Origin of the sequence: Novosphingobium sp. CCH12-A3 (assembly GCF_001556015.1) — a bacterium.
In the GTDB taxonomy this organism is placed as follows: domain Bacteria; phylum Pseudomonadota; class Alphaproteobacteria; order Sphingomonadales; family Sphingomonadaceae; genus Novosphingobium; species Novosphingobium subterraneum.
This window is the reverse complement of the sequence record NZ_LSIA01000218.1, coordinates 17002-34438: the sequence shown is the minus strand read 5'-3', so window position 1 is coordinate 34438 and position 17437 is coordinate 17002. Positions and strand designations below refer to the sequence as shown.

Annotated in this window: 22 protein-coding genes; 15 read left to right on the top strand and 7 right to left on the bottom strand. The window is 65.6% G+C overall.

Going from position 1 to position 17437, the window contains the following annotated elements:
- Positions 1-22: 22 nt before the first annotated feature.
- From AX703_RS17155 to flgB, 4 genes are read right to left on the bottom strand one after another with little or no spacing between them, the layout of a single operon-like run.
- Positions 23-850, bottom strand: coding sequence for a flagellar hook-basal body complex protein (locus AX703_RS17155; RefSeq protein WP_039336157.1), 828 nt, complete (start codon positions 848-850; stop codon positions 23-25).
- 18 nt (positions 851-868) lie between these two features.
- Positions 869-1213, bottom strand: a complete 345-nt coding sequence (locus AX703_RS17150; protein ID WP_082734667.1) for a flagellar hook assembly protein FlgD — start codon at positions 1211-1213, stop codon at positions 869-871.
- Positions 1213-1623, bottom strand: coding sequence for a flagellar basal body rod protein FlgC (gene flgC, locus AX703_RS17145; RefSeq protein ID WP_039336154.1), 411 nt, complete (start codon positions 1621-1623; stop codon positions 1213-1215). Before flgC ends, AX703_RS17150 begins: the two co-directional genes overlap by 1 nt.
- Before the next feature lie 3 nt (positions 1624-1626).
- Complete coding sequence (gene flgB, locus AX703_RS17140; protein WP_062345831.1) at positions 1627-1974, bottom strand: flagellar basal body rod protein FlgB; 348 nt, start codon at positions 1972-1974, stop codon at positions 1627-1629.
- On the opposite strand from flgB, the gene AX703_RS17135 reads away from it, so the two are divergent.
- From AX703_RS17135 to AX703_RS17080, 12 genes are all read left to right on the top strand, one after another.
- Complete coding sequence (locus AX703_RS17135; RefSeq protein ID WP_062345830.1) at positions 1973-2173, top strand: hypothetical protein; 201 nt, start codon at positions 1973-1975, stop codon at positions 2171-2173. The two genes, flgB and AX703_RS17135, sit on opposite strands and share 2 nt — an antisense overlap.
- A gap of 17 nt (positions 2174-2190) precedes the next feature.
- Positions 2191-2913, top strand: a complete 723-nt coding sequence (locus AX703_RS17130; protein WP_082734666.1) for a MotA/TolQ/ExbB proton channel family protein — start codon at positions 2191-2193, stop codon at positions 2911-2913.
- The gene (locus AX703_RS17125; RefSeq protein WP_052242567.1) at positions 2910-3371 is read left to right on the top strand and encodes a hypothetical protein; all 462 of its coding nucleotides are present in this window, start codon (positions 2910-2912) and stop codon (positions 3369-3371) included. Before AX703_RS17130 ends, AX703_RS17125 begins: the two co-directional genes overlap by 4 nt.
- A 54-nt stretch (positions 3372-3425) precedes the next feature.
- Positions 3426-3950 carry a flagella basal body P-ring formation protein FlgA gene (locus tag AX703_RS17120; RefSeq protein WP_039336148.1) on the top strand — a complete coding sequence of 175 codons (525 nt, stop codon included), beginning with the start codon at positions 3426-3428 and terminating at the stop codon, positions 3948-3950.
- Positions 3951-4058: 108 nt separating this feature from the next.
- On the top strand, positions 4059-4358 hold the full coding sequence (gene flgM / locus AX703_RS17115; protein ID WP_062345828.1) for a flagellar biosynthesis anti-sigma factor FlgM: 300 nt from the start codon (positions 4059-4061) through the stop codon (positions 4356-4358).
- A complete protein-coding gene (locus AX703_RS17110) occupies positions 4358-4705 on the top strand; it encodes a hypothetical protein (RefSeq protein ID WP_052242566.1) in 348 nt (115 codons plus the stop codon). Before flgM ends, AX703_RS17110 begins: the two co-directional genes overlap by 1 nt.
- A gap of 82 nt (positions 4706-4787) precedes the next feature.
- Complete coding sequence (locus AX703_RS17105; RefSeq protein ID WP_231735589.1) at positions 4788-5681, top strand: lytic transglycosylase domain-containing protein; 894 nt, start codon at positions 4788-4790, stop codon at positions 5679-5681.
- A 3-nt stretch (positions 5682-5684) separates the two neighbouring features.
- On the top strand, positions 5685-7793 hold the full coding sequence (locus AX703_RS17100) for a flagellar biosynthesis protein FlhA (protein WP_062345826.1): 2109 nt from the start codon (positions 5685-5687) through the stop codon (positions 7791-7793).
- Positions 7790-8524, top strand: a complete 735-nt coding sequence (locus tag AX703_RS17095; RefSeq protein ID WP_062345823.1) for a sigma-70 family RNA polymerase sigma factor — start codon at positions 7790-7792, stop codon at positions 8522-8524. The genes AX703_RS17100 and AX703_RS17095 overlap by 4 nt, the downstream gene beginning before the upstream one ends.
- Before the next feature lie 66 nt (positions 8525-8590).
- Entirely contained in the window at positions 8591-9571 is a 981-nt protein-coding gene (locus AX703_RS17090) for a nitronate monooxygenase family protein (protein ID WP_062345821.1), read from the top strand.
- A complete protein-coding gene (locus tag AX703_RS17085; RefSeq protein WP_062345820.1) occupies positions 9568-10350 on the top strand; it encodes an SDR family oxidoreductase in 783 nt (260 codons plus the stop codon). Before AX703_RS17090 ends, AX703_RS17085 begins: the two co-directional genes overlap by 4 nt.
- A gap of 10 nt (positions 10351-10360) precedes the next feature.
- Positions 10361-11155 (top strand): SDR family oxidoreductase, encoded by a 795-nt coding sequence (locus AX703_RS17080; RefSeq protein ID WP_062345819.1) that lies wholly within the window; start codon positions 10361-10363, stop codon positions 11153-11155.
- 45 nt (positions 11156-11200) lie between these two features.
- On the opposite strand, the gene AX703_RS17075 is transcribed toward AX703_RS17080, so the two are convergent.
- The 3 genes from AX703_RS17075 to AX703_RS17065 form a co-directional block, all read right to left on the bottom strand.
- Positions 11201-11884, bottom strand: a complete 684-nt coding sequence (locus tag AX703_RS17075) for a L,D-transpeptidase family protein (RefSeq protein ID WP_062345818.1) — start codon at positions 11882-11884, stop codon at positions 11201-11203.
- Positions 11885-11997: 113 nt separating this feature from the next.
- Positions 11998-13209 carry a DUF418 domain-containing protein gene (locus AX703_RS17070; RefSeq protein ID WP_082734665.1) on the bottom strand — a complete coding sequence of 404 codons (1212 nt, stop codon included), beginning with the start codon at positions 13207-13209 and terminating at the stop codon, positions 11998-12000.
- 4 nt (positions 13210-13213) lie between these two features.
- Positions 13214-14347, bottom strand: a complete 1134-nt coding sequence (locus AX703_RS17065; protein WP_062345816.1) for an SPOR domain-containing protein — start codon at positions 14345-14347, stop codon at positions 13214-13216.
- 335 nt (positions 14348-14682) lie between these two features.
- On the opposite strand from AX703_RS17065, the gene AX703_RS17060 reads away from it, so the two are divergent.
- Genes AX703_RS17060 through AX703_RS17050 form a run of 3 tightly spaced genes read left to right on the top strand, consistent with a single transcriptional unit; the run spans position 14683 to position 17268 of the window.
- On the top strand, positions 14683-15408 hold the full coding sequence (locus AX703_RS17060) for a ParA family protein (RefSeq protein ID WP_062345813.1): 726 nt from the start codon (positions 14683-14685) through the stop codon (positions 15406-15408).
- 13 nt (positions 15409-15421) lie between these two features.
- Positions 15422-15946, top strand: coding sequence for a hypothetical protein (locus tag AX703_RS17055; RefSeq protein ID WP_062345894.1), 525 nt, complete (start codon positions 15422-15424; stop codon positions 15944-15946).
- A gap of 20 nt (positions 15947-15966) precedes the next feature.
- Positions 15967-17268, top strand: a complete 1302-nt coding sequence (locus AX703_RS17050) for an SPOR domain-containing protein (protein WP_062345811.1) — start codon at positions 15967-15969, stop codon at positions 17266-17268.
- Positions 17269-17437: the final 169 nt, after the last annotated feature.

The window sequence follows — 17437 nt, the reverse complement described above, 5'->3', positions numbered from 1 at the left end:
CAGGCTCCGGGTGCGTTCAGGATCAGCTTTGCAGCTGGATCACCGTCTGCGAGATCTGCGTTGCCGTATCGATCGCCTTTGCGTTGGCCTGGAAGTTGCGCTGCGCGGTGATCAGGCTGACCAGTTCTTCGGCGATGTCGACGTTCGAGCGTTCAAGGGCGCCCGAAAGCAACGAGCCGTACTGACCTGTGCTGGGCTGGCCAAACGTTGGGGCACCCGAGATGCCGGTCGTCACCCAGTTGGACGAGCCGACCTGCTTCAGCCCTTGCGGCGCGATGAAGCTGGCCAGAGCGACCTTGCCGATGATCACGTTGGAACCATCGGCGTACGAGGCGGTCACGGCCCCATCGTCGCCCACGGTGATGCCGGCGAATTCGATCGGATTGCCGTTGGCGTCGGTTCCGTTGGTCGCTGGGATCAGCGCATCGGCAGGGGTGGTCGAGGTGATCGTGCCCACCGCATCCGTCGGGAAAACCTGCAGCCGGTTGCCCGAGCCATCGCTGATGTATCCTGCGCCATCGACCGTCAGGCTGCCGTTGCGGGTAAACAAGGTCTGGCCGGTGACGACATTTTTCGTGGTAAAGAAGCCATCGCCGTTGATGGCAAGGTCGAGCGCCGAACCCGTCTGCTCGACCGGACCGAGCGCGAAGTTCTGGTTGATCGATTCCACCGCCGCGCCGATGCCGACGACCAGCTTCGGGTTGGTGAAGGCGCTGCCCACCACGATGTCGGCAAACTCGGTGCGGCTCTTCTTGAAGCCGGTGGTTTCGGCATTTGCGATGTTGTGGCTGATCACGCCAAGATCGGTCTGGGCATTCTTGAGGCCGTTGAGCGAGGTGTAGAAGGACATGCGCGTCTCCTGCGGGGCTTAGGCGTTGGTCGAGGTCGAAGTGGGCTGGCTGGCCAGCAGTTGCGCCACGGTGCTGTTCAGCGTGTCGAGCTTGGTCGCGATGGCGGAAAGCGTTTCGGACTGCCCGGTAATGGTGCCGAGCGAGTCCTTCATGTCGTTGAGGTTCGACAGCGACGAGAACTGCGCCAGCTGGGCCAGCATCTGGGTGTTGTCGACCGGCTCGGTCGGGTCCTGGTTCTGCAACTGTGTGGTGAGCAGCTTGACGAAGTCCTCCGCGCCCATTGCGCCCCAGCCTTGGCCGGCTTTCGAGGAGGTATTGGCGCCGTTGACGCCGGTGCTGGAAGTGACGGAAGCGATCGACATTATTTCATCCTCATCGTTTCGAGCATGAGCTGCTTTGCGGTCTGCATCGCCTCGACCACGTTCTGGTACTGGCGCGAGCTTTCGAGCATCTCGACCATCTCGGCGTTCTCATCGACCGGTGCGGTCCAGACATCGCCATTGGCATCGGCGAGCGGGTGGCCCGGATCGTGCTGGCGAATGGGCGTGGCGTCCGAGCGCTGGACTGCGGCAACGCGCACGGTCGAAAGGCCATTGGCCTGATCGAGCTGCTCGGCAAAGACCGGACGCAGGGGGCGATAGGCCTCCTGTTCGGTCGTGGTGACGGTTCCGGCATTGGCGAGATTAGACGCGGCGGCGTTCATCCGCACGAGTTGCGCCGACATCGCCCGGCCGGTGACCTGGAACAGGGTAAGGGGAGTGCTGCCAGCCATGGCTTATTCTCCCTTGATCGCGCGGGTGATCGTCTCGACCCGGCCCTTGAGGAAGTTGAGCGTGGCCGAGTATCCCACGGCATTTTCGGCAAATGCCGTCTGTTCGGTCGCCATCTCCACCGTGTTGCCATCAAGGCTCGGCATTACCGGCACGCGGAAGCGCGTGGCCGAGGCGATCGCCTTGTCCTCGCTCATGCCGGCGGTGCGGGCCTTGAGCGCAGCTGCGAAGTCTATGTCCTTGGCCTTGAAGCCGGGCGTCGCGGCATTGGCAATGTTCGAGGTCAGCAGGCCCATGCGTTGCGAACGCAATTCCAGCGCCGCGCCGTGAATGCCGAAAAGGGAGTTGCTCATGGGGTTGCCTTCGCTGGCTGTCGAAACTCTGCCGGTGTTTCAGCAAGGGGCGTGCCAATTGCCCGAAGGCGCCGGAAACCGGCACCATTCGAGGTACTGGCAGGCGATGACCGGCAAGGGCTTGCCGGATGGCGGCAGAAACGCGCCCGTCGCTTTGCAACAGACTGAAATTCCTGAAGGCGCGGCCGTTCTCTTGTGACAGGAGACGTTCCGCTCATGCCACCTGCCCTTCTTTTCGACGGCCTGTCATTGTCGATTGTCCTTGCCGGAACTGCGCTGGCCACCGTGCTGCGCTCGGGCCGGCATGAACTGGTGGTCACTGCCCGGGCCATCGCCGGACTGTTTGCGAAGCGCTTCTCTGCGGTTCAGGCCAAGGCTGATCTTGCCGCACAGGTTTCGGCAATTCGCCGCGATGGGCTCCTGCGCGCCAGCACCAGCGCGATCGGCGACCGCGAGTTCGACGACGTGACCGACGTGCTGATCCGCTCGCGCTCGCTCGATGCCTTGATCGAACGACACCATGACCATCGCCGCACCCGGATCGCGGCAGCCAACGCGGCTGTCCGCACATTGGCCCAGGCCGCCGAACTCGGGCCGGTGTTCGGCATGGTCGGCACGCTGGTCTCGCTCAGCCGCCTGCCCGCGACCGGGCTTGAACAAGGCGCACTCAGCGGCGCGATCTCGATGGCCGTGCTGACCACGCTTTATGGCCTGCTGCTGGCCAATCTCGTGCTTGCGCCCCTTGCCCGGGCGGTGGAGCGGCGCTCCCAGGACGAGGAACGGCACCGACAGGAGGTGATCGACTGGCTCTCGGCGCAGATCGAACCGGCCTTGCCATCCTCGCTGCACCCAACATCGGTATCTCTGGTATCCGGCGCTTCGCATGGGCACGGCCATGGAATGCGCCCCCAGCACGGCCATGGCGGCACCGCCGCATGATCGTTCGCGCCGGAACTGGGTGGCAATACGCCCTTGCCGACCTTTCCCTGATCCTCTTTCTCGCCACTGCTTCCGCGCTTTCCCAGGCAGGTGACAAGGCTCACCAGTCGGCCACTGCCGTCCTGCCCGTTGCCGCTGTTTCCGAAAGCGAACCCGTTGCGGTCTGGAGCGCGGGCAGCAACGCGCCACCCTTGGACATATGGTTGGACCAGGTCGCCAAGGATCCTCGGCTCGAGGTGCGGATCGTCATCCGATATACTGGCGACAGCCGCTCAGCAGCGATGGCGCAGGCGGCGCAATTGGCTGAGAGTGGCGGCCCGCGCGCAAGTCAGGCGCGCATCTTCGTTGAGCCCGGCCAGCGTGCGGGGGCCAGCGTGACGCTGGTCTACACCAGCGAAGTCTCGGCCAGGCGGCAGACCAACGACGCGGCCCGTCCGGTGATCCAGTCTGGAACCTAGGGCTCTGGCACGATGATTGCTGGGCATGGGCATCTCCAGTCTGGATGCCTGAAAATGACCAATCGTAATCCTCTTGCCAGTACCCTTGTCGCCAGTGCGATCATTGCCTGCGCCGCTGCTGCGCCCTCTTCGGCGCAGAGCTCTCCGTTCCACGATCTCGTTGCGATCGACCGCGCCGTGGCGGCTTTTACCGGCGCCGGTATCGGTGAGCCAGGTGGCGCAACGCTGCCGGTTGACCGCCGTCTGCGCCTTGCTGCGTGCCGCTCGCCTTTGTCGCTAGACTGGCAGGGCAACCGGCAGGATACTGTTCTCGTCCAATGTCCCGATGCCGGAGGCTGGCGGCTTTTCGTGGCGCTATCCGGCAACGCCCGGCAAGCTCCTGCCGCTGCACCGGCAATCTCCCGCGGCGAAGCGGTAACGATCACCGCAGCGGGCGAGGGATTCTCGGTCGCGCAGTCAGGCGAAGCTTTGGATTCGGGTGCCTTGGGCAGCTGGATACGCGTGCGGACCAGTGCTCGCGCCACCCCGATCCGCGCGCGTATCGAGCGGCCCGGGCTTGTCGTCGTGCCTATCGACTGACGCCCGCGATCGCCAATTTTAACAAACCGGCAAAAATTTTCCGCTCCCGCCCTTAAGAGATCGGCAAGACCACCGTTCTTGCCTGTATCAAACGCTAGGAGCGGAACCATGTCACCTATTGAAATCGGTGCATCGCGCCCGGTTGGGCCGGTGCAGGTCAGTACGCCCAAGTCCACGAAGGCTGCAGTGGCGGCCCCGACCGTCGACAATGCCCCCGTTGCCGATGCCGGCGCAGCTGCACAGATCGAACGCTCTGTCGCACTCGACGCAGGGCAGGCCGCGCCGGTCGATGCCGAGCGGGTCAAGGACATCCGGCTCGCCATCGAGACCGGAAACTACCCCATCATCCCCACCAAGATCGCCGACGCCATGATCGCGGCCGGCATGCTGCTGAGGACTGCACAGTAATGGCCACCTCTACCGTTGCTCGCCCATCGGACCTTCGCGAGACGCTTCGGCAGATGCTTGCCGTCCTGCAGCAGGAGCGGCATGCGCTTGCCGGGCTCGATCTCGACATGATCATGGGCTGTGCGTCGAACAAGGCGGATCTGTGCGGCACGCTCGCCGATGTCGACCAGACCCTGGTGGACGAGGAATGCCGTGGCCTTCTTGAAGCCGCGCGCCGCCAGAACGAGGCCAATCGCAAGGTCCGCAACCTGATTGCGGCCAATGTCTCGGCCCGTCTCGACGCGCTTTCGGGATCGGCGCCGCTCTACCGCGCGAACCCGCAGGTCCACCGCCTTCGCACGGCCTGATTTCCGGGCGCTCCCAAATTGGCACGCCCCTTGCTGAACGCTCTCCGACACGCCGCCAACCTGCGGCCGGAAGGACAGTTCAGTGAGTTCAGCCGAGACCTTTGCCTTACCCCAATCCCCGGCCGCCATCAGCGGAGCCGGGGTAAGCGTGCGTGGGGCGATTGCCGGGGCCGCGCAGGCTACGGGCACCGACTTTGCCTATCTCATGGCGCAGGCCAAGCTGGAGTCGAGCCTCGATCCGTCCGCCCGGTCGCGCACATCGAGTGCTTCGGGGCTCTACCAGTTCACCACCGGAACCTGGCTGCGCACGCTCGAAAAGCATGGCGCCGAACACGGCCTCGCCTGGGCCAGTGACATGATCCGCAGCGGCGCGGCGAGCGATCCTGCTGCCCGCGCCCAGTTGCTTGCACTGCGTTTCGATCCGCAAGTCGCCGCAACGATGGCGGGTGAGCTGGCGGGCGACAATGGCGATTACCTGAGCGGGGTGCTCGGCCGACAGCCTGACCATGCCGAGCTTTACCTTGCCCATTTCTTCGGAGCCGAAGGGGCAGGGCGCTTCCTGACCGCCCTGGGCAACGATCCCTCGCAATCAGCCGCCGCCTTGCTGCCTTCGGCAGCGGCTGCCAATCGCTCCACCTTCTACGACCGCAGCGGATCGCCGCGCTCGGTCAGCGACGTCATGTCCCTTATCCGCAACCGCATGGCAGCAGCCAGCGAGGGTGCAAGCGGCGACGAAGCCCTGCAATGGGCCGCGAGCTTGGGCGTCACCCCGGCCACGGCGCAGGCGCAGCAATTCACCGGCGGACCGATCGCCCGCGAATTCCAGAGCGCGGCGGCAGGTAGCGGCAATCCTGTGCCGGCGGCAGCCAGCTCGATGGCCGATACACTCAAGCAGGCCTTCGCCCTCAACGACGGCGCATCGGCGCCCGCGCATGTGCGGCAGGCCTATGGCCGCCTTTCGGCAATGGGGCTCTAGGCCATGCTGAAGCGCTTCGGCTCCCCCGCCGCGATGGCCTTGCCCGCTGGCATCCTCATGCTCATCGTCCTGATGGTCGTGCCGATCCCGGCCATCCTGCTCGACGTATTCTTCGTGCTGAACATGGCGCTTTCGGTCGCCATCCTGATGGCGGCGATGAATGCTGAAAAGCCGCTCGATTTCTCGGCGTTCCCCTCGGTCCTGCTTTTTGCCACGCTGCTGCGTCTGGCACTCAACGTCGCATCCACACGCATCGTGCTGGTGAATGGCCATGAGGGCGGCGCGGCAGCAGGCCACGTCATCGAGGCCTTCGGCGCATTCCTGATCGGCGGCAACTTCGCGGTCGGCCTGTTCGTCTTCATGATCCTGATGATCATCAACATGGTCGTCGTCACCAAGGGCGCGGGCCGCGTCTCGGAAGTGTCCGCCCGCTTCACGCTTGACGCCCTGCCGGGCAAGCAGATGGCGATCGACTCCGATCTCGCCGCTGGCCTGCTCACGGCCGATGAAGCCAAGGCACGCCGCCGCGAAGTTGCGACCGAGGCCGATTTCTACGGCTCGATGGACGGTTCGTCCAAGTTCGTGAAGGGCGATGCCATCGCCGCGCTGCTGATCCTGGGGGTGAACATCATTGCCGGCTTCTGCCTCGGCATGATCAGCCACGGCCTGACCGCATCCCAGGCCGCAGAGTTCTATATCACGCTCGCCATCGGCGATGCGCTGGTGGCCCAGGTCCCCTCGCTCCTGCTCTCGATCGCCGCTGCCGTGATCGTCACCCGCGTGTCGGACAGCCGCGACCTTACCGGCCAGATCGGCGGCCAGTTCGCCAACCCTGCCATCTGGCTTCCCGTTGCCGTGATCATGGGTGCGATCGGCGCGATTCCGGCGATGCCGCAGATCGTGTTCCTGCCTGCCGCCGCGCTTGCCGGTTGGCTGTGGTGGGCGCTCAAGAAACGCGCCGAACGCCCGGTGGTCGAGCCTGTCGTCGCGCCAGAGCCGATCGATCCCAACCGCATCACGCTCGAGGATGTCAGCGACCACACCCTTGTGACAATCGAGATGGGCTATGGCCTGATCCATCTGGTCGACGAAAGGCGCGGCTCGCCGCTGGTCGCCAGGCTCACCGGCGTGCGCAAGCAGCTCAGCCAGGCCTTCGGCTTCATCGTTCCCCAGTTTCGCGTGCGGGATTCGCTGGAACTTGGCGCCAACGCCTACCGCATCCTGCTTGGCGGCGTGCCCGTCGGCGTTGCCGACATGCGCCCGGACAAGATCCTCGCCATCGATGCGGGCGACGCCAGTCCCGACCATGGCCTGCGCGGCGAAGCCACCCGCGATCCCAGCTTCGGCTGCCCGGCTATCTGGATCGATCCGGCGCAGCGCGATCTGGCCATTGCCGAGGGTTTCCTCACGGTCGATGCCAGCACCGTCGTTGCCACCCATCTCAATCAGGTTCTGGGCGACCGTCCCTCGGCGCTGCTCGGCCCTGACGAGGTCAAGGCCATTCTCGAGGGCGTCAAGGAACGCGCCGCGGGCCTTGTCGAGACGATCCATCCGCAGCCGATGTCCCTTGGTGCGCTTACCCGCCTGTTCCATGCCCTGCTCGACGACGGCATCTCCATCGCCCACCCGCTCCCGATCCTTTCGGCGCTGAGCGAGGCACTGCAGCAGACGAACGACCACGATCGCTTGGTGGACCTGCTGCGCGCAGACCTTGGTGCCATGATCGTCGGGCGCATTTGCGGTCCTGACGAGTGCCTGCCTGTCGTCACGCTCGAAGCCGGGCTCGAACAGATGATCGTTGGCGGAATGCACGATCCTGCCACCGGCCAGCCGGTGATCGAACCCGATCTCGCGCGCGGCATCGGCGAGCGCATCTCCACGCTGATCGCCGAGCGCGGGCCTGCCGCGCCATCGATGGCCCTGATCGTCCAGCCCCGCGCCCGCCGCCCGCTTGCCGCATTGCTGCGCCTGCGCGCGCCGAACTGCCTTGTCATGTCGATTTCCGAACTGCCGCCTTCGCAGCCGATCGAGGTCATCTCGGTCATCGGCGGAGAAGCACCGCCGCAACCTGCCCGTCCAGAGCTGCCTATCCCTGAGGGACTTGCCGCATGAAACACGACCATCGCGGTTTCGCCGCCGCCCGCGCCTATGCGAAGAACGAGGCCGCCGACAGAATCCGCCGCTTCCTGCCGCTGGTGAAGCGCCTTGCCTGGCACGTCCACGGATCGGGCCGAGCCGGTATCGAGATCGAGGACCTCATCCAGGCCGGCCTTGTGGCGCTGACCGAATGCGCCCAGCGCCACGATGGCCCCACCGAGGATGGCTTTGCCGCCTATGCCAAGCTGCGCGTGCGTGGCGCCATGGTCGACCTTGTCCGCCGCTCGACGCCGCTCTCGCGCTCGGCGACCGAACGCCGTCGGCTTCTGCGAGAGAAGACCACGGCGCTGACGAACGATCTCGGTCGTCCGCCTAGTGATGCCGAACTTGCCGCTGCCATGGGCCTGACCGAGCGTGAGCTGGCAGACCAGCAGGCCGCCGACGAACCCCTGCGCTTCGAAACCATCGACGATGCCTATTCCGACAGCAACGCTGCCTTTGCCGACGATCGCCCGGATGCCTTCGCCATGCTCGCGGATGACGAGATGCGCGGCGCGGTAGCGTCGGCTGTCGCCGACTTGCCGGAGCGACTTCAGATGATCATTCAGCTCTACTTCGTCGAGGAACTGAACCTTGCCGAGATCGCCGAAGTCCTCGGCGTCAGCATCCCGCGGGTCCACCAGTTGAAGGCCCAGGCGCTTGACAAGCTGCGCGCCTCGCTTGGCGAAGGCTACGATATTCTCTGACCCCGCTTGCCAAGTTCCCTGAGTCGGTTTAACCGATCAGTTAAACGTGCTTTGGGAGAGGCAGGAATGGCGATCAGGACCCGTATCACCGAAATGCTCGGCATCGAGCATCCGATCGTGCAGGGCGGCATGATGAATGTCGGCTATGCCGAACTGGCGGCTGCGGTCTCGAACGCCGGTGGCCTCGGCATCATCACGGCGCTGACCCAGCCGACGCCGGAAGCGCTACGTGCCGAGATCGAGCGCACCCGCGCGATGACCGACAAGCCCTTCGGCGTGAACATGACGATCTTCCCGACAGTCAATTCGCCGGACTACAAGGCCTATGCCCAGGCGATCATCGACGGCGGCGTGAAGATCGTCGAGACGGCGGGCACTCAGGCCGTCCGCGAGATCTGGGAAATGCTCAAGCCGCACGGCGTGACGATCCTGCACAAGTGCACCGCCGTGCGCCACGCGCTTTCTGCCGAGCGCGCCGGGTGCGACATCATCTCGATCGATGGCTTCGAATGTGCTGGCCACCCCGGAGAAGACGACATTCCGGGCCTGATCCTGATTCCGGCAGCTGCCGACAAGGTGAAGATCCCGCTGCTCGCCAGCGGCGGCTTCGGCGATGGGCGCGGCCTTGTCGCGGCGCTTTCGCTCGGGGCGGAGGGCATCAACATGGGCACCCGCTTCTGCGCGACGGTCGAGGCGCCGATCCATGACAACGTCAAGCAGGCCTATATCGACAACGACGAGCGCGGCAGCTTCCTGATCTTCCGCAATTTCAAGAACACCGCCCGCGTCGGCCGTAGCGAAGTGTCCGAAGAAGTCGTCCGCCGCCTGTCGAAGCCCGATGCGAAGTTCGAAGACGTGCAGGAACTGGTCAACGGCCGCGCCGGCAAGCAACTGCTCGAGACCGGCGACTTGTCCAAGGGTGTGTTCTGGGCGGGCATGGTGCAGGGCCTTATCCATGACATCCCGACCTGCCAGCAACTGATCGACCGCATCGTCGGAGACGCCGAGGAAATCATCCGGGGCCGTCTCGGGGGCTTACTGGCATGAAGATCGATGGTTCGATCAGCGCTGTCGTCACCGGGGGCGCATCCGGGCTCGGCCGCGCGACAGCAGAAGCACTGGCCGCGGCGGGCGTGAAGGTCGCGATCTTCGACCTCAACGAGGAGCAGGGCGAAGCCGTGGCACAGGAAATCGGCGGCCTGTTCTGCAAGGTCGACATTACCTCGGAGGACTCGGTCGTCGCAGGCTTCGCCACGGCCCGGGCGGCCCACGGGCAAGAGCGCGTCTGCGTCCACTGCGCGATGACCCATCGCAAGGGCAAGACCGTCAGCCGCAACCGCGAGACCGGTGAGTTCACAAGACTTTCGACCGAGGACTACGAATACGCCGCGCAGGGCATCCTGATTGCCAGCTACCGTGTGGCCTCGCTCGCGGCGCTCGGCATGGCGAGCCTCGAACCGCTCGAAGATGGCGAACGCGGTTCGATCATCCTGACGGCCTCGGTTGCCGCGCAGGACGCGCAAGTGGGGCAGGTCGCCTATGGCTCGCTCAAGGCCGGGGTCAACGGCCTCGTCCTGCCGATGGCGCGCGACCTGATGGACCTCGGCATCCGCGTCAACGCGATCATGCCGGGGATCTTCGGCACGCCACTGCTGGGCCGGCTGCCCGACAAGGTGCTCGACAGCCTCAACGCTTCCGTCCCGTTCCCCAAGCGCCTCGGCAAGCCCGAGGAGTTCGCGAGCCTTGCCATGGAACTGGTCCGCAACAGCTATTTCAACGGCCAGGCGATCCGTCTCGACGGCGCGATCCGCATGGCCCCCCGCTGAGGATTTCCGCATGACCCACTCCCCGTTCCGTGACGACGTCCTCGCCGGAAAGACCGCGTTCATTGCGGGCGGCACCAGCGGCATCAACCTTGGCATTGCCAAGCGCTTTGCAGAACTTGGCGCCCGCGTGGCGGTGCTTGGCCGCAATCCCGAGAAGGCTGCCAACGCTGCTGCCGAGATCGGCCAGGACGCTGTATGGCGAGCCGCCGACGTGCGTGATTACGGCGCGATCTGCGAAGCGATGAAGTCCGTGCGCGATGAAATCGGCGCGCTCGACATTGTCATCTCGGGCGCGGCGGGCAACTTCCTCGCGCCCGTCCTCGGCATGTCGGCCAATGCCTTCAAGACCGTGGTCGATATTGATCTGCTCGGCACGTTCAACGTCTTTCGCGGCTGCCACGAACTGCTCAACCCCGGCGCCTCGCTGATCGCGATCACGGCGGGGCAAGCCGAACAGGCGATGGCGATGCAGGCCCATGCCTGCGCGGCCAAGGCCGGGATCAATCAGCTTGTCCGCACGCTTGCGATTGAGTGGGGCCCGGACGTGCGTGTCAACGGCATCTCGCCTGGGCCGATTGCGGACACCGAAGGCATGGCGCGTCTTGCACCCGACGAGACCACCCGGCAGGCACACTACGCCCGCATCCCGATGAAGCGCTGGGGTACAGCTTATGAGATTGCTGAAGCTGCAGTCTACCTGTCCACCCCCGCCGCCAGCTACGTGACCGGCGCAATTCTCGATGTCGACGGGGGCAGCTCGGTCGGCGATGCTTCAAGGACCAGCACGAGCAAAGGCCTGGCCTGATCTTGCTCCCCTCCCTCAAGCGGGAGGGTTGGAGGGGGGCACTCGTCAGCTGGCGTGTTCGCCCGTCAGGATCGGGTCGCCCACCTGCATGGTCCTGCCGTCGGTGACGATCACCTTGTCCCCAAGGCTGGCGATGCGGAACAGCTTTTCGGCAAAGGCATCGGGCACGCCAATGCAGCCATTGGTGGCATAGCCTTTTTCCACCTTGCTGCCGTGGATCGAGATACCGTCATTGGTCAGGCGCATCATCCACGGCATTGGCGCGTCGTAGATGTTCGATACGTGGTCGGCGTCCTTTTCGGTGATCGGGAAAACGCCGGTCGGGGTCGGCTTCTCGCCATAGCCCTTGAGGATCGCCGCCGCACCGATCTCGTGCCCGTCGCGGAATACCGAGATGACCCGTGCGGCAAGGTCGACGGTCACCACCAGCGCGCCCGAAGCAGGTGCGCGGCTTTCGTCCCAGTAGAACTTGCCGAAGCGGATCGGCTCGTTGATCGGCAGGATCGACTTGACCACGAACGGCCCATCGACCGGCTTTGGCGCCACGGCGGGAACGGGCTTGGGCACTGCGACCATGGCAGGCGCGGCTTCTGCAGTGCCGTTGCCAAAGGCGATTTGCGCGATATCCTGTCCGGCGTGGAAGGCGAGCAATGAAGCGGCGCCCGTGGCGATCATGCCCAACGGCATCCGCACCCAGCGCTTTGTCCACCAACCCGATTGCCCGGCCATTCGCGCCACTCCTTTCCCGTTAAGGAATAGGCGTTAACGCTTGGGGGTGCCAGTCCCGATCCGCCCGCGTCCCGCTGCGGGACGGCGGGGATTTGGCAGATTACCAAGCTTGGTTAACGCGCCCCAAGCGCCAGTCGGCGCCACGCCCGCTCCAGCGGACCCTGCCCGAAGCGCCGCAGCCACCACTGTGGCCAGGCCAGCATCGCCACCCAGCCCAGCAGCACGAACGCCGGAAGCCAGGCGCGCGGCATCTCCGGCCCAAGGCCAAGGCCGTACCCCGAGAAGATCGCCGTCATCAGCACGGTCGTCCCGAGATAGTTGCTGAACGCACAGCGCCCCGCGGCGGCCAGCGCCTTGCCGATCCGCCACTGCCGCACGGTTGGGAAGATCAGAACCAGCAAGGCGGCATAGCCCAGTGCCATCAGCAGGTGCGGCAGGGCCATGCCGTCCTCGATCGCCAGAAACATTGCCTGCGGCGGCCAGCCGTGCCCTTCCAGCCACCGCACCGCAATAACGGTCGGGACCCCACCGATGACAATGCCCGACCCGGCCAGCATTGCCAGCCGCCGGCGTGGCCAGCCCGTGAAGAACCCGCCGCGCACCATCGCCATGCCCAGCAGCATCAGCGGCACCGTCTCGGTGAAGGTTGAAAGCGTTGTGGTAAGGGGCTGGAGGGGGTTGTCGGTCAGCTTGAGCCAGATTGCCTGGAGGAACCCCGCGTTCAGCACAGCGGTGTCCTTTGCCACCGACGCGGCAATGCGCCCCACCATCGCGGCATGTCCGGCAACGTCGGGCTGGGACGCAGTGCCCGCCAGCACTGCCTGCTCGGTCAGCGCGCCGGGCAGGGCGGTCAGCGCTTCGATAACGTGAACCAGCACGTAGAAGGGCAGGGCGATCAGTACCAGCTGTCGCGGCTCCAGCCGGCGCAGCAGCAGCGCAGCCAAGCCGCACACCGCGTAGAGAAACAGGATGTCGCCCCACCACAGCAGCGCGAAGTGCAGGTAGCCGAACAGCGCGAGCCACAGCAGCCGCCGGATTTGCGCTACGTCAGGGTCCACACCCTTGCGCTCGGCAGCATCCGCGAACAGCACCATGCTGGCCCCGAACAGCATGCTGAACAGCGCCCGCATCTTGCCCTCGAACACCACGAAGGCAAACGCGAACCAGCCGTAAGAGGCAGGCTCGGCTCTGGGTATCGCCGGGGAGAAGGTGGCGAGCGAGGGCCCCCAGAACCCGGCGACATTGATCGCCAGAATCCCCAGCACGGCCACGCCGCGCAGGAAATCGATCGCGTCTATGCGGGTAGGGGGTATATCCTCGTCCAAGCCATCAGGGCTTTACCACCAGGCAAGTGAAGCCACCAGCCTTGAGCGCGCCGCAAGCCCTGTCTGCCTCGGCCTGACCGGCAAACCCCCCGGCAAGCAGGCGCGTGACCGAACCGGACGGAAGATCGATGCGGCCGTGGCCTGCCAGTTCGGGTCGGGCCTTGACCTTGCTCCACAGCCCATCCGCATTGGACTTCACGCCGAATGCACCCAGCTGGATGCGCCAGTTGCCTTTGGCCTGTGGGGCAGGGGGAACAGGAGCAGCGGCAGCAGGCTTCGGCGCTTTGGGTGCGACCGGCTTTGCTGCCGGAAGTTCCGCCATTTGCGCAGCAGCCGATGGTGCCTTCACGATCGGCTTTGCTGCCGGGGTATTGCTGCCGACCACGCGCTTGGGGGCGGGCATCGGCACCGGATTGGCAAAGTCGGCGCCTGCGGTAATGATCGATGGCGGCACCTCTGTCTTCTCCAGCGAGCTCGTCGGGGTGCTCGGACGGACCGGCGCGGTCGGCATGGCCTTGGCACCCAGATCGGCCGCCGCAAACTGCTCCGCGCGCTTGGCCTGTGCCTTCTGCTCAAGGTCGGCCGCCAGCGATACCCCAAGCTGGCGCTGTTCGAGCGGAACCATGTTGTCCATCATGGCCAGCGCCCGCGTGGCCTGTTCCAGCCCGTTCGACGAGGCCCGGCTCATCAGGGCATAGGCGCGAACCCAGTCCTTGCCCACCGTGTCACCATTGAAGTGCGCAATGCCCAGGATGTACATCGCGCGCGGCTCGCCGCGTTCGGCCGATGCCTGCAGGAAAGGCATGGCATCGGCCTTGCGGTTGTCCTGGAACAGCAACAGCCCCAGCGTGTCGGACGCCTTGATATGGCCCTGCTCTGCGGCCTTGCGATACCATGCTTCGGCGCGCTTCAGATCCTGCGGCACCCCTTTGCCCAGCTTGTAGGCCTGCCCCATGTTGAACTGCGCATCGGCATCGCCCTTGGCAGCAGGGCCGAGCCATTCCTTCACCGCCGCTTCATGCTCCCCGCGCGACCACGCCTCGACGCCCGTCTTGGTATCGGCCTGTGCCGGAGCAGCGGCAAGCGTCATCGCCGCAGCGGTGATCGCCAGACTGGAATTGCGCTTGAAGTCTCTCATGGTCGCCAAAGTCCGTCCCGGTGGAATGCCAGTAAAAAGTCTTGTCCCGATCGTTCCTGCAACCCGCAGCCACCCCGTTCGGTCAGTGCCAGTTGCGATCCTGGACTTGCTGCGCGAGCCGTATAGTCAACGAGGCGTTAGCGAAGTCTTAGCAACGGATTGTGGCTGAAAAGTGCAGTGGCCCCGACGTCTGGCCGTAGCAAGTCGCCGATTGGCCATCCGCGGAATGGAACCGACGTTAACCGAAATTTCAGCCCGATCTGCGAATCCGGACGCGAAGAGAACGTGGCGTGCGCCTGCATCATTGCGAGGTGCGAATATCAGGGGGTTTGGCTTTGCGCGTACTGGCATTGGCATCGCAGAAAGGCGGATCGGGCAAGACTACGCTGTCCGGTCACCTCGCCGTCCAGGCCCAGCGCGCTGGAGCAGGGCCCGTCGTGCTGATCGACATCGACCCCCAAGGCTCCCTTTCCGATTGGTGGAACGAGCGCGAGGCCGAATTTCCGGCCTTTGCCCAGACGACTGTTGCCCGCCTCGCTTCCGATCTCGTGATTCTGCGCCAGCAGGGCTTCAAGCTTGCGGTCATCGATACCCCGCCGGCCATCACCATGGCCATCCAGTCGGTGATCTCGGTCGCCGAACTGATCGTCGTGCCGACCCGTCCAAGCCCGCACGACCTGCGCGCGGTCGGTGCCACGGTTGACCTGTGCGATCGCGCCGGCAAGCCGCTGATCTTCGTGGTCAACGCCGCCACGCCCAAGGCGCGCATCACCTCGGAAGCCGCCGTGGCGCTTTCGCAGCACGGCACGGTAGCCCCGGTGACGCTGCATCATCGCACCGATTTTGCTGCCTCGATGATCGATGGCCGCACCGTCATGGAATGCGATCCCGGCGGCAAGTCGGCGGCGGAAGTGGCTGCATTGTGGACCTACATTTCCGAGCGACTCGAAAAGAACTTCCGCCGCACCGTCTTTGCCGTGCCGCAGCAGGCCGCTGCCATCCCGATGGCAGGCGCGCCGCGCCCGATGGGTGGCTTCGGCCGCCGCGTCGTCGGTTCCTGAGGAGGCGCCGCCCATGAGTGCCGCCAAGCCTCTCGCCTCGCTTTCGCCCAGCCTGCTTGCCCGCAAGGGGGCTGCCCGTCCGGCGATGCGCCCGCAACTGGCCATCAGCTACGATGAGCAGAGCCGCTTCCTCTCGCAGGACGATCTCGGCTGGAATGACCTTGGCGAAGACATCGCCGAAGTCGCCGCTCCGGCTCAGGTGGAGCAGCCCGTGGTCGTCCAGCAGATCGAAGCGCTGGCCGAAAAGGTCGCCGCCTTCGAGAAGCCTGCGCCGTCGAACGAATTTGCCTCGGCAGCTTCGATCAAGATCGTCCGCAATCGCCTGAAGGGCGGCAAGTCGGTCCGGTCCGCACTGCAGGAAGGCCGCAAGGCCGCTTTCACGCTACGCCTCGATAACTACCGCCACATGCGCCTTCGCCTGGCCTGCACGCTCGAAGATCGCAGCGCGCAGGAACTGGTGACCGAGGCGCTCGACCGCTTCCTGGCCGAACTTCCCGGGCTTGAAGACCTCGCCCGCCGCGCCGTGACGCGCAACTGACGCCTGAGGGGACCATGGACATGATCACCGCATTCGCACCCAACCGCGCCGCCCGCCTGGTGATGTCCACCGCGCTGGCCGCCGGCGTCCTGACCGGCTGTGCCAGCGGCGGCGCCCACCCCGACAAGTACGCATCGTCGGCCCAAGCCGCACTGGCCAAGGGCACCACGACGGCCGCGATCGACAATGCCGAGAAGGCTGTCCTCGCCGATCCGCGCAACGCCGCCTACCGCGTGCTGCTCGGCAATGCCTACCTCAAGGCCGGGCGCTTTGAATCCGCGCGTCAGGCCTATGACGATTCAATGGAGCTTGGCGAAGACTCGAGCCGCACCGCGCTCAGCCTCGCGCTCGCCGACATTGCCCTTGGCCGCCATGCCGAGGCGATCGACACGCTCAATTCCTACCGCGACAGCATTGCCGCTTCGGACTACGGCCTCGCGCTGGCGCTCGCCGGCCAGCCGCAGCAGGGGGCACAAGTGCTTGCCCAGGCCCTGCGCGGTGGTGAGAACACGCCCAAGGTTCGGCAGAACCTCGCGCTTGCCTATGCGCTGGCCGGCCAGTGGCGCGAAGCGCGCACCATGGCCGCGCAGGACGTGCCTGCCAGCGAGCTTGGCGACCGCATGGAGCAGTGGGCGCTCATGGGCTATTCCGAACGCACCCGCGATCGCGTGGCCGGTCTGCTCGGCGTGCCGCTGCGGGGGGACGCTGGCCAGCCGCAGGCGCTGGCGCTGGCAAACTTCCCGGCGACCGAACAGCTGGCCGCAGAAGCCGCCACCCGCGCGGAACCTGCCGCCGCTCCGGCACTGGCCGAAGCTGCGATCAAGGAACTGCCTGCAACAGAGCCTGAATCACCAGCCCCTTCGCTCGCCGATTCCTCGTCGCAATCGCAGCAGGCGCAGCTTGCCCTGATTGACCTGCCTGCTTCGCAACCGGCTGCGTCGCAGCCTTACGCCCGCCCCGCCGCCGTTCCGGCGCGCAAGAAGGTGCCGGCTGCAAAGCCCGTCGCGGCCCCGGCAAAGGCTGGCACCCATCTGGTCCAGCTCGGCTCCTTCTCGACGCCGGAGGGTGCCCGCCGCGCCTGGCGCCATTACACCGCGCGCAATCCCGAACTGAAGGGCTTCACGAACATGACCACCAAGGTCTCGGTCAATGGCAAGGCGTTCTGGCGCGTGCAGGCTGCCGGCTTTGGCGGACAGGCTTCAGCGAGCAGCATGTGCGGGTCGGTCAAATCGCGCGGCGGCGTGTGCCTTGTCATGCGTGGCAGCGGTGCAGCGATGCCCGGCCCGCAGCGCCCGACCGAAAGCCGCATGGCCAAGCGCTGAGTTTCTAGAGCACTATCCGACCAATCGGGCTTACCGTGATTGTCGCAGGGAGCTTCTCGGCAAGGAGCCTTGTGCAGGGCGGGCTGGTTGCCCGTCCAAGCAAGGCGACGCTGTCCGAGGGGCTCCCTCCTCGATCCTCGCGCTCGGCCAAAATCGGCTCCGTCACGGT

Bases quoted from the DNA above. Each gene is read 5' to 3' on its own strand.
- flgB (WP_062345831.1), bottom strand. From the start codon at position 1,974: ATGAGCAACTCCCTTTTCGGCATTCACGGCGCGGCGCTGGAATTGCGT.
- AX703_RS17120 (WP_039336148.1), top strand. From the start codon at position 3,426: ATGACCAATCGTAATCCTCTTGCCAGTACCCTTGTCGCCAGTGCGATC.
- AX703_RS17055 (WP_062345894.1), top strand. From the start codon at position 15,422: ATGAGTGCCGCCAAGCCTCTCGCCTCGCTTTCGCCCAGCCTGCTTGCC.
- AX703_RS17080 (WP_062345819.1), top strand. From the start codon at position 10,361: ATGACCCACTCCCCGTTCCGTGACGACGTCCTCGCCGGAAAGACCGCG.
- flgM (WP_062345828.1), top strand. From the start codon at position 4,059: ATGTCACCTATTGAAATCGGTGCATCGCGCCCGGTTGGGCCGGTGCAG.
- AX703_RS17125 (WP_052242567.1), top strand. From the start codon at position 2,910: ATGATCGTTCGCGCCGGAACTGGGTGGCAATACGCCCTTGCCGACCTT.
- AX703_RS17110 (WP_052242566.1), top strand. From the start codon at position 4,358: ATGGCCACCTCTACCGTTGCTCGCCCATCGGACCTTCGCGAGACGCTT.
- AX703_RS17095 (WP_062345823.1), top strand. From the start codon at position 7,790: ATGAAACACGACCATCGCGGTTTCGCCGCCGCCCGCGCCTATGCGAAG.
- flgC (WP_039336154.1), bottom strand. From the start codon at position 1,623: ATGGCTGGCAGCACTCCCCTTACCCTGTTCCAGGTCACCGGCCGGGCG.
- AX703_RS17050 (WP_062345811.1), top strand. From the start codon at position 15,967: ATGATCACCGCATTCGCACCCAACCGCGCCGCCCGCCTGGTGATGTCC.
- AX703_RS17150 (WP_082734667.1), bottom strand. From the start codon at position 1,213: ATGTCGATCGCTTCCGTCACTTCCAGCACCGGCGTCAACGGCGCCAAT.
- AX703_RS17130 (WP_082734666.1), top strand. From the start codon at position 2,191: ATGCCACCTGCCCTTCTTTTCGACGGCCTGTCATTGTCGATTGTCCTT.
- AX703_RS17085 (WP_062345820.1), top strand. From the start codon at position 9,568: ATGAAGATCGATGGTTCGATCAGCGCTGTCGTCACCGGGGGCGCATCC.
- AX703_RS17100 (WP_062345826.1), top strand. From the start codon at position 5,685: ATGCTGAAGCGCTTCGGCTCCCCCGCCGCGATGGCCTTGCCCGCTGGC.
- AX703_RS17075 (WP_062345818.1), bottom strand. From the start codon at position 11,884: ATGGCCGGGCAATCGGGTTGGTGGACAAAGCGCTGGGTGCGGATGCCG.
- AX703_RS17135 (WP_062345830.1), top strand. From the start codon at position 1,973: ATGGGGTTGCCTTCGCTGGCTGTCGAAACTCTGCCGGTGTTTCAGCAA.
- AX703_RS17065 (WP_062345816.1), bottom strand. From the start codon at position 14,347: ATGAGAGACTTCAAGCGCAATTCCAGTCTGGCGATCACCGCTGCGGCG.
- AX703_RS17155 (WP_039336157.1), bottom strand. From the start codon at position 850: ATGTCCTTCTACACCTCGCTCAACGGCCTCAAGAATGCCCAGACCGAT.
- AX703_RS17090 (WP_062345821.1), top strand. From the start codon at position 8,591: ATGGCGATCAGGACCCGTATCACCGAAATGCTCGGCATCGAGCATCCG.